General features: G+C 67.8%; 10 protein-coding genes. 3 read left to right on the top strand and 7 right to left on the bottom strand.

Going from position 1 to position 7,694, the window contains the following annotated elements; genetic code table 11:
- Positions 1-68: 68 nt before the first annotated feature.
- Genes paaB through AAG801_RS38435 form a run of 5 tightly spaced genes read right to left on the bottom strand, consistent with a single transcriptional unit; the run spans position 69 to position 3,999 of the window.
- Positions 69-365 (bottom strand): 1,2-phenylacetyl-CoA epoxidase subunit PaaB, encoded by a 297-nt coding sequence (gene paaB, locus AAG801_RS38455; RefSeq protein WP_070063652.1) that lies wholly within the window; start codon positions 363-365, stop codon positions 69-71.
- Positions 362-1,372, bottom strand: coding sequence for a 1,2-phenylacetyl-CoA epoxidase subunit PaaA (gene paaA / locus AAG801_RS38450; RefSeq protein ID WP_341893153.1), 1,011 nt, complete (start codon positions 1,370-1,372; stop codon positions 362-364). Before paaA ends, paaB begins: the two co-directional genes overlap by 4 nt.
- A 42-nt stretch (positions 1,373-1,414) precedes the next feature.
- Positions 1,415-2,725 (bottom strand): phenylacetate--CoA ligase PaaK, encoded by a 1,311-nt coding sequence (gene paaK / locus AAG801_RS38445; protein WP_341893152.1) that lies wholly within the window; start codon positions 2,723-2,725, stop codon positions 1,415-1,417.
- A gap of 13 nt (positions 2,726-2,738) precedes the next feature.
- Positions 2,739-3,188 (bottom strand): hydroxyphenylacetyl-CoA thioesterase PaaI, encoded by a 450-nt coding sequence (gene paaI / locus AAG801_RS38440; RefSeq protein ID WP_099795401.1) that lies wholly within the window; start codon positions 3,186-3,188, stop codon positions 2,739-2,741.
- Between the two features lies 1 nt (position 3,189).
- Positions 3,190-3,999, bottom strand: a complete 810-nt coding sequence (locus AAG801_RS38435) for an enoyl-CoA hydratase-related protein (RefSeq protein WP_341893151.1) — start codon at positions 3,997-3,999, stop codon at positions 3,190-3,192.
- 149 nt (positions 4,000-4,148) lie between these two features.
- On the opposite strand from AAG801_RS38435, the gene AAG801_RS38430 reads away from it, so the two are divergent.
- Both AAG801_RS38430 and AAG801_RS38425 read left to right on the top strand, forming a co-directional pair.
- Entirely contained in the window at positions 4,149-4,751 is a 603-nt protein-coding gene (locus AAG801_RS38430; protein ID WP_341893150.1) for a phenylacetic acid degradation protein PaaY, read from the top strand.
- A gap of 71 nt (positions 4,752-4,822) precedes the next feature.
- Positions 4,823-5,473, top strand: a complete 651-nt coding sequence (locus tag AAG801_RS38425) for a TetR/AcrR family transcriptional regulator (protein ID WP_153280347.1) — start codon at positions 4,823-4,825, stop codon at positions 5,471-5,473.
- Here the strand turns inward: AAG801_RS38425 and AAG801_RS38420 are convergent.
- On the bottom strand, positions 5,455-6,258 hold the full coding sequence (locus tag AAG801_RS38420) for an SDR family oxidoreductase (protein WP_341893149.1): 804 nt from the start codon (positions 6,256-6,258) through the stop codon (positions 5,455-5,457). The two genes, AAG801_RS38425 and AAG801_RS38420, sit on opposite strands and share 19 nt — an antisense overlap.
- Before the next feature lie 153 nt (positions 6,259-6,411).
- Here AAG801_RS38420 and AAG801_RS38415 point away from each other — a divergent pair, with 153 nt between their 5' ends.
- Positions 6,412-7,005, top strand: coding sequence for a TetR/AcrR family transcriptional regulator (locus tag AAG801_RS38415; RefSeq protein WP_153280345.1), 594 nt, complete (start codon positions 6,412-6,414; stop codon positions 7,003-7,005).
- Here AAG801_RS38415 and AAG801_RS38410 read toward each other — a convergent pair.
- Positions 6,989-7,694 (bottom strand): VWA domain-containing protein (locus AAG801_RS38410; RefSeq protein WP_341893148.1); only part of this gene is annotated, 706 nt, incomplete at its 5' end. The genes AAG801_RS38415 and AAG801_RS38410 overlap by 17 nt on opposite strands.

The following is a 7,694-nucleotide window of genomic DNA, read 5'->3' as shown; positions in this document are numbered from 1 at the left end:
CACCCCAACCCTCTCCCAGAGGGAGAGGGAGCAACACGGGGTCCGTTCGCAAGTGCGCATCAGGGGCCTCACATGTGGTCCACGGACTTGGGCAGTGCGTAGAAGGTGGGATGGCGGTAGACCTTGTCTTCGGCCGGGTCGAAGAACATGTCCTTGTCGCCCGGGTCGCTGGCCACGATCTGGTCGGAGCGCACCACCCAGATGCTGCTGCCTTCCTGGCGGCGGGTGTAGACGTCGCGCGCCATCTGGATCGCCATCTTCGGGTCGACCGCGTGCAGGCTGCCGCAGTGCTTGTGGTCCAGGCCGGCCTTGCTGCGCACGAACACTTCCCACAGGGGCCACTCTTGCTTCATTTCGGTGCTCATGCTGCTTCCTTCAAAGGTTGTTTGTTGGCGTGGGCCATCGCGGCTTCGCGCACCCATTCGCCGTCGTCCCAGGCATCGACGCGGGCCTGCAGGCGTTCGCGGTTGCAGGGGCCGTCGCCGGCGATCACGCGCCAGAATTCGCTCCAGTCGATGACGCCGAAGTCGTGCGACTGGCGTTCTTCGTTCCACTTGAGATCAGGGTCGGGCAGCGTCACGCCGAGGATCGCGGCCTGTTCGACGGTGGCGTCGATGAACTTCTGGCGCAGCTCGTCGTTGCTGAAGCGCTTGATGCCCCAGCGCATCGACTGCGCCGAGTTCGGCGACTGGTCGTCGGGCGGGCCGAACATCATGATCGAGGGCCACCACCAGCGGTTGACCGCGTCCTGCACCATGGCCTTCTGCGCGTCGGTGCCTTGTTTCATCATCGTCAGCAGGGCTTCGTAGCCCTGGCGCTGGTGAAAGCTCTCTTCGCGGCAGATGCGGATCATGGCGCGCGCATACGGCGCGTACGAGCAGCGGCAGATCGGCACCTGGTTCATGATGGCCGCGCCATCGACCAGCCAGCCGATGGTGCCCATGTCGGCCCAGCTGAGCGTGGGGTAGTTGAAGATCGAGCTGTACTTGGCCTTGCCCGTGTGCAGCGCGTCGAACATCTGGTCGCGCGAGGTGCCCAGTGTTTCAGCGGCGGCGTACAGGTAGAGGCCGTGGCCGCCTTCGTCTTGCACCTTGGCCAGCAGGATGGCCTTGCGCTTGAGCGTGGGCGCGCGGCTGATCCAGTTGCCCTCGGGCAGCATGCCGACGATTTCCGAGTGCGCGTGCTGGCTGATCTGGCGCACCAGCGTCTTGCGGTAGTGCTCGGGCATCCAGTCTTTCGCCTCGATGAAGTCGCCGGCGTCGATGCGGGCGTCGAAACGTTCCTCGAGACGCAGCTCGTCGGCGGAGCGCACGGCCTTCTGCTTGCCGTCGCCTGCGTCCTTGCCCATCGTGTCCATGGCCTGGGTGTACATGTGCGTGTCCTTTCGGTGCGGTGTGTGGGGCGCGCGGGCGGCTCAGCGCGGGCGCGTGTCGATCACGCGGCGGGCCTTGCCGGTCTGCGTGCGTTCCATTTCGTCGGGGCCGTGCACGACCACGCGGGTGGAGATGCCGATGAGCGTCTTCACACGGTGCTGCACCCAGTCGGAGATGGCGGTGCGGTCGGCCGCGGCGGCCTCGTGCGGTGTGAGTTCGCAGTGCACCTCGACCTGGTCGAGCAGGCCTTCGCGGCTCACGCGCACCTGGTACAGGCCGGTGAGGGCGCTGTGTGCGAGCACGATCTCTTCCACCTGCGTGGGGAAGACGTTCACGCCGCGGATGATCATCATGTCGTCGCTGCGCCCGACGATCTTGCCCATGCGGCGGAACGCGCGCGAGGTGGGCGGCAAGAGGCGCGTGAGGTCGCGCGTGCGGTAGCGCACGATGGGCATGGCCTCCTTGCTCAGCGAGGTGAAGACGAGTTCGCCTTCTTCGCCGTCGGCCTTCAGCGCGCCCGTTTCGGGGTCGATGATCTCGGGGTAGAAGTGGTCTTCCCAGATGACGGGGCCGTCCTTGCTCTCGACGCATTCGCTCGCCACGCCCGGGCCCATCACTTCGGAGAGGCCGTAGATGTCGACGGCGTCGATGCCGGCGCGCGTCTCGATGTCGCGGCGCATGGCCTCGGTCCACGGCTCGGCGCCGAAGATGCCGATCTTGAGCGAGCTGTCTTTGGCGTCGAGGCCCTGGCGCTCGAACTGCTCGATGATCACCTGCATGTAGCTGGGCGTGACCATGATGATGTCGGGCTTGAAGTCCTGAATCAGCTGCACCTGCTTCTCGGTCTGGCCGCCCGACATCGGGATGACGGTGCAGCCCGCGCGCTCGGCGCCGTAGTGCGCACCGAGGCCGCCCGTGAAGAGGCCGTAGCCATAGGCGACGTGGATCATGTCGCCCGGCCGTCCGCCCGCTGCACGGATCGAGCGCGCGACGAGGTCGGCCCAGGTGTCGATGTCGTTCTTCGTGTAGCCCACCACGGTCGGCTTGCCGGTGGTGCCCGACGACGCGTGGATGCGCGCCACCTGCGTGCGCGGCACGGCGAACATGCCGAAGGGGTAGTTGTCGCGCAGGTCGGTCTTCACCGTGAACGGGAACTTCGACAGGTCGGCCAGCGACTTCAGGTCGTCGGGGCGCACGCCCTTCGCATCGAAGGCCTGGCGGTAGTGCGGCACGTTGTCGTACGCATTGCGCAGCGTGGCGCGCAGGCGCGTGAGCTGCAGCGCGGCGATCTCGTCGCGGCTGGCGGTTTCGATCGGGTCGAGGTCGCCGGGGGCGGGGCGTTTGACGGTCATGGTGTGTGTCTCCTCAGGCGGCGGGTACGGCGGGCCGGCCCTTGGCGGTGTACGAACGGCCGCGGAACATCGCGATGCGCTCGCCGCGCTGGTTGGTGATTTCGGTGTCGTACACGCCGGTGCGGCCCGCCTTCGACACTTCGAAGCAGCGCGCGGTGAGCACGTCGTCCTCGCGCGCCGGCGCGAGGAAGTCGATGGCGAAGCCCGAGGCCACGGTCAGCTCGTTGTACGAGTTGCAGGCGAAGGCGAAAGTGGAATCGGCCAGCGTGGCCATGAAGCCGCCGTGGCAGATGGCGTGGCCGTTGAGCATGTCGGGGCGCACGCGCATCTCGAGCGTGGCCTGGCCGGGGCCGACCTCGACGATGCGCATGCCCAGGCCCTTGCTGGCGTTGTCGTTCGCGAACATGCCGTCGCGCACGTACTCGGCGGTCTGTTGCGGGGTGCGGGAGGAAGCGTCGGTCATCTCAGCGGTCCTTGAACACCGGGGCGCGCTTGGCGCGGAAAGCCTCGACACCTTCGCGGTAGTCGTCGGCATGGCCCATCTCGCGTTGGATGCGCGCTTCTTCGGCAAGTGCCGCGCCGAGGTCGAGGTTCTGCGCAGCGGCCATGGCCTCGCGGGTGGCGACCAGCGCGCGCGTGGGCATGCCGGCCAGGCGCGACGCCAGCGCAGCGGCGGTGTCGGCCAGGGCTGCGTCGTCCACGCACTGCCAGATCAGGCCGATGCGCGCGGCTTCTTCGGCCGGGAGCTTGTCGCCCAGCATCGCGATGCCCAGCGCGCGCGCCGGGCCCACGAGCCGCGGCAGCAGCCAGGTGCCGCCGGTGTCGGGCACGAGGCCGATCCTGGTGAAGGCCTGGATGAAGCTGGCCGAGCGGCCGGCCACGACGAGGTCGCAGCACAGCGCGAGGTTGGCGCCCGCGCCGGCCGCCACGCCATTGACGGCGGCCACCACCGGCACCGGCATCGAGCGCAGGCGCGCGACCAGCGGGCCGTAATAGGTGGAGATGACGTGGCCCAGGTCCTTGGGCGCGGCGCCCGGCGTGGGGTCGGGTGCGACCGACGGGTCGGCCAGGTCCTGCCCCGCGCAGAAGGCGCGGCCGGTGCCGGTGAGCACCACGCAGCGCACGCTGCGGTCGGCAGCAGCGGCTTCGAGCGCGGCCAGCAGTTCGGCGTGCAACCCGGTCGTGAAGCTGTTGAGCGCCGCGGGGCGGTTCAGGCTCAGCGTACGGACGGTGCCGCTGTCGCTGTCGCTGATGAGTACCAAAGGCTCAGTCATGCGTGTCTCTTTCATCCTTTGTGGGGCCGGATCGGCAGGCAAACACTATTGACCGACCGTTCGGTTGATTTTAAGATCGACCTCGATTCCGGCACAAGCGGGGTGCCTTCAGGGCAAACCCTGAGACTCGCAAAAAACAAGGAGACCGAATGCCCAGCTATTCCATCGACGGCGTGATCCCGGTGGTCGACCCGAGCGCCTACGTGCATCCCACGGCCGTGCTGATCGGCGACGTGATCGTCGGGCCGCACTGTTATGTGGGCCCCTGCGCCAGCCTGCGCGGCGACTTCGGCCGCATCGTCTTGCAGGAGGGCTCGAACGTGCAGGACCACTGCTGCATCCACGGCTTTCCCGACAACGACACGGTGGTGGAGGTCAACGGCCACATCGGCCACGGCGCGATCCTGCACAGCTGCATCGTGCGGCGCGACGCGCTGGTCGGCATGAACGCGGTGGTGATGGACGAGGCCGAGGTGGGCGAGCAAGCCATCGTCGCGGCCTGCGCCTTCGTGCCCGCCGGCATGAAGGTGCCCGCGCGCTCGCTCGCGGCGGGCATTCCGGCCAAGGTGCGGCGCGAGCTCAGCGGCGAAGAGATCGCCTGGAAGCTCGAAGGCACGCAGACCTACCAGGCGCTGACGGTGCGCAGCCTGGCGAGCCTGCACGAGGTGGCGCCGCTCGCCGAGGTGGAAAAAGACCGGCCGCGCCTGCCCGCCACCGACGTGAAATCCCTGATCGCCACCCGCCGCGGCTAGCCCTGCGGCTTCATGCAAGATCGAGCCTGCTGCATGTCAGCAACCGACAGATAACCCAGGAAGAAGACCCGATGCCGCGTGGAAGATCCGCCACCTACGACGACCAGCGCGAACTGATCCTTGCGCAGGCCGCCCAGCTGTTCGCCCGCCGTGGCTACCCCGCGACCTCGATGAACCAGGTCGCCGAGGCCTGCAATCTCTCGAAGGCCACGCTCTACCACTACTACAAGGACAAGAGCAGCCTGCTCATCAGCATCGCCGAGACGCATGTCTCGAAGCTGGCGGCGCTGGTGGCCGAGGAAGAGGCCAATCCGCACACCGACGAGGAGCGGCTGCGCCGCTTCATCTACCGCATCGTCGAGGAGTACGCTGGCGCGCAGGACGCGCACCGCGTGCTCACCGACGACGTGCGCTTTCTCGAAGCCGAAGACCGCGAGCGCGTGCTCGACCAGGAGCGCGCCGTGGTCGCGGGCTTTGCGCGCGCCGTGTCGGCGCTGCGCCCCGGCGCGCCGAGCGACGAACTCGCCAAGCCGCTGACCATGCTGCTGTTCGGCATGATCAACTGGATGTTCACCTGGATGAAGCCCGGTGGCCGGCTCGACCATGCGGCCATCGCGCCGATCGTGGCCGACCTGTTCCTGGGCGGCGTGGGGGCGGTGAAGCTGCCGGACACCGCGGCAACAACTCCCGCCGCCGCGGCCGATCAGGCCGTTGCCAGGTAGCGCGTTGCCGGCTGGCCGGTCTGCGACGCGCCGAACAGCGCGGCGCCCGCGTCGGTGAACGCCGAGAGCAGCTTCGCCTCGTTCACCGAGGGCAGGGTGATCGCCTCTCCCAGATCGAGCCCGGCCAGCGCGGCATCCACGCAATCTTCGGCGGCCATGACCGTGCCTTCGGCCAGCGCCGACACCGGCACGCCCGACAGCTCCCAGATGTCGGTGGCCGTGGCCGCCGGCAACACCAGCTGCACCTTCACGCCCGTGCCCGCCACTTCGTCCTGCAGCCCACGCGTGAAGGCGACCACGAAGGCCTTGGTGCCGCTGTAGATGCTGCTGATCGGCAGCGTGTGGAAGCCCAGCACCGAGCCGATGTTCACCAGCGTGCCGCGGTCGCGCGACTTGAAAGCGGTGAGTGCGGCGCGGCTCAGGTGTGCGAGCGCGTTGATGTTCACGTCCAGCATGCTCTGCAGCTGCGCGGCCGTGGTCTGCGCAACGGGCGCGAGCGTGGAAAGGCCGGCGTTGTTGACCAGCAGCGTGATCGACGGGTCGGCAGCCACGGCCTGGGCCACGCGTTCGAGGTCGTCGGGGGCCGCCAGATCGGCGGCCAGCGTCTGCACCTTCACGCCATAGCTGGCGCGCAGGTCGGCGGCGACTTCTTCCAGCCGCTCGGCGCGGCGTGCCACCAGCAGCAGGTCGTGGCCGCGGCGGGCCAGGCGGTCCGCATAGATCTTGCCGAGGCCGGCCGAAGCGCCGGTGACGACGGCGGTGCCGGGAGTTGCTTGATCGCTCATTTCGAATCCGTTCAAAAAAGATAAGGGGTAGGCCGGAAAAGCCGTTGTCGCTTCAAGCATGATGACCATCATGTTTGAGGTGTTGAAGCATGACGACTATCATGAATAGCGTCAAACGGGGGATCGGATTACCCCGGAACAGAAAGAGGTCAGATGCGATACCCCGCAGCAGAAACCGCCGAAAAGCACCAGAAGATCCTCGAGGAAGCGTCGCGCCTGTTCAAGGAGCGCGGCTTCGGCGTGAGCGTGAGCGAGATCATGAAAGCCACGGGCCTCACGCACGGGCCCTTCTACAACCACTTCGACTCGAAAGAGGCGCTGATGGCCGAGTGCATCACGCACTCCGCGGGGTCCGCGCTCGCCGACCTCGACACGGCCGGCGAAACGCCCGAGGGCATGCGCGCCTACGTGCAGCGCTACCTGAGCCACGAGCACCGCGACGCGCGTGCCGAGGGCTGCCTGATGGCGGCGTTCGCCGGCCAGGCGGGCAACGGCGAAGGCGTGAATGCGTCGTTGACGGCGTACCTGCGGTTGGTCATCGACCGCTTCACGCGCCGCTTTCCGTGGCGTTCGAAAAAGAACGCACGGGGCGATGCGATCCGCACGCTGGCATCGATGTACGGCGGCGTGGTGATGGCCCGCGCGGTGGACGACGAGGCCCTGTCGGAAGAAATCCTGCGCGAGGTGCTGGCCGGCCTTGAGGCCGCGCCAAAACCTCGCGCTCCGCGCGCTAGAGAATCCGGTTGAACCAGAGCAGCGACAGCCCCGCCGACAGCAGCGTGAGCACCGCGGCGGCCAGCGCGAACAGCGCCGACACCTCGGTCTCCTTCTTCTCGACGGTGAGCTTGGAACTCAGCGTTTCGTAGACCTTCTTCAGGTCGCTCGCGGTGCCGGCGTAGAAGTATTCGGCGCTGGTCTTGTTGGCGATGGCCTTGAGCGTGTCTTCGTCGAGCCGCACGCGCATCGACCAGCCTTCGAAGCCGATGGTTTCGCCGTCGACCGTGCCCACGCCCACCGTGTAGATGCGCACGCCCCGGTCGGCCGCGGCCTTGGCGGCATCGAGCGGATCGACGCCGGTGGTGCGCTGGCCGTCGGTCAGCATGATGACGGCGGCCGATGTGAACGAGCCGGGCGCCACGGGCGTGAACTCCTTGAGCTGCTTCTCGTTCTGGTCGATCGCGATGCCGCGCTGGCGGCTCGGCGCACTGAACTGCGAGATGTCGATGCCCGCGTCGGGGAACAGCGTGGCCAGCGACACCACGATGGCGTTGCCGGTGGCCGTGGCGCGCTGCAGCTGGAAGCTGTCGATGGCCGTCACGAGGTCGTCGTGGTTGGTGGTGGGCAGTTGCGCCACCTGCGCACTGCCCGCGAAGGCGACGATGCCCACCTTCACGTGGCGCGGCAGGTCCTTGATGAAGCTCTTGGCCGCCTCCTGC

The sequence above is a fragment of the Variovorax sp. YR752 genome (assembly GCF_943372545.1).
Note: the sequence above shows the minus strand (reverse complement) of the source record. Positions and strands in the feature narration are given on the sequence as shown.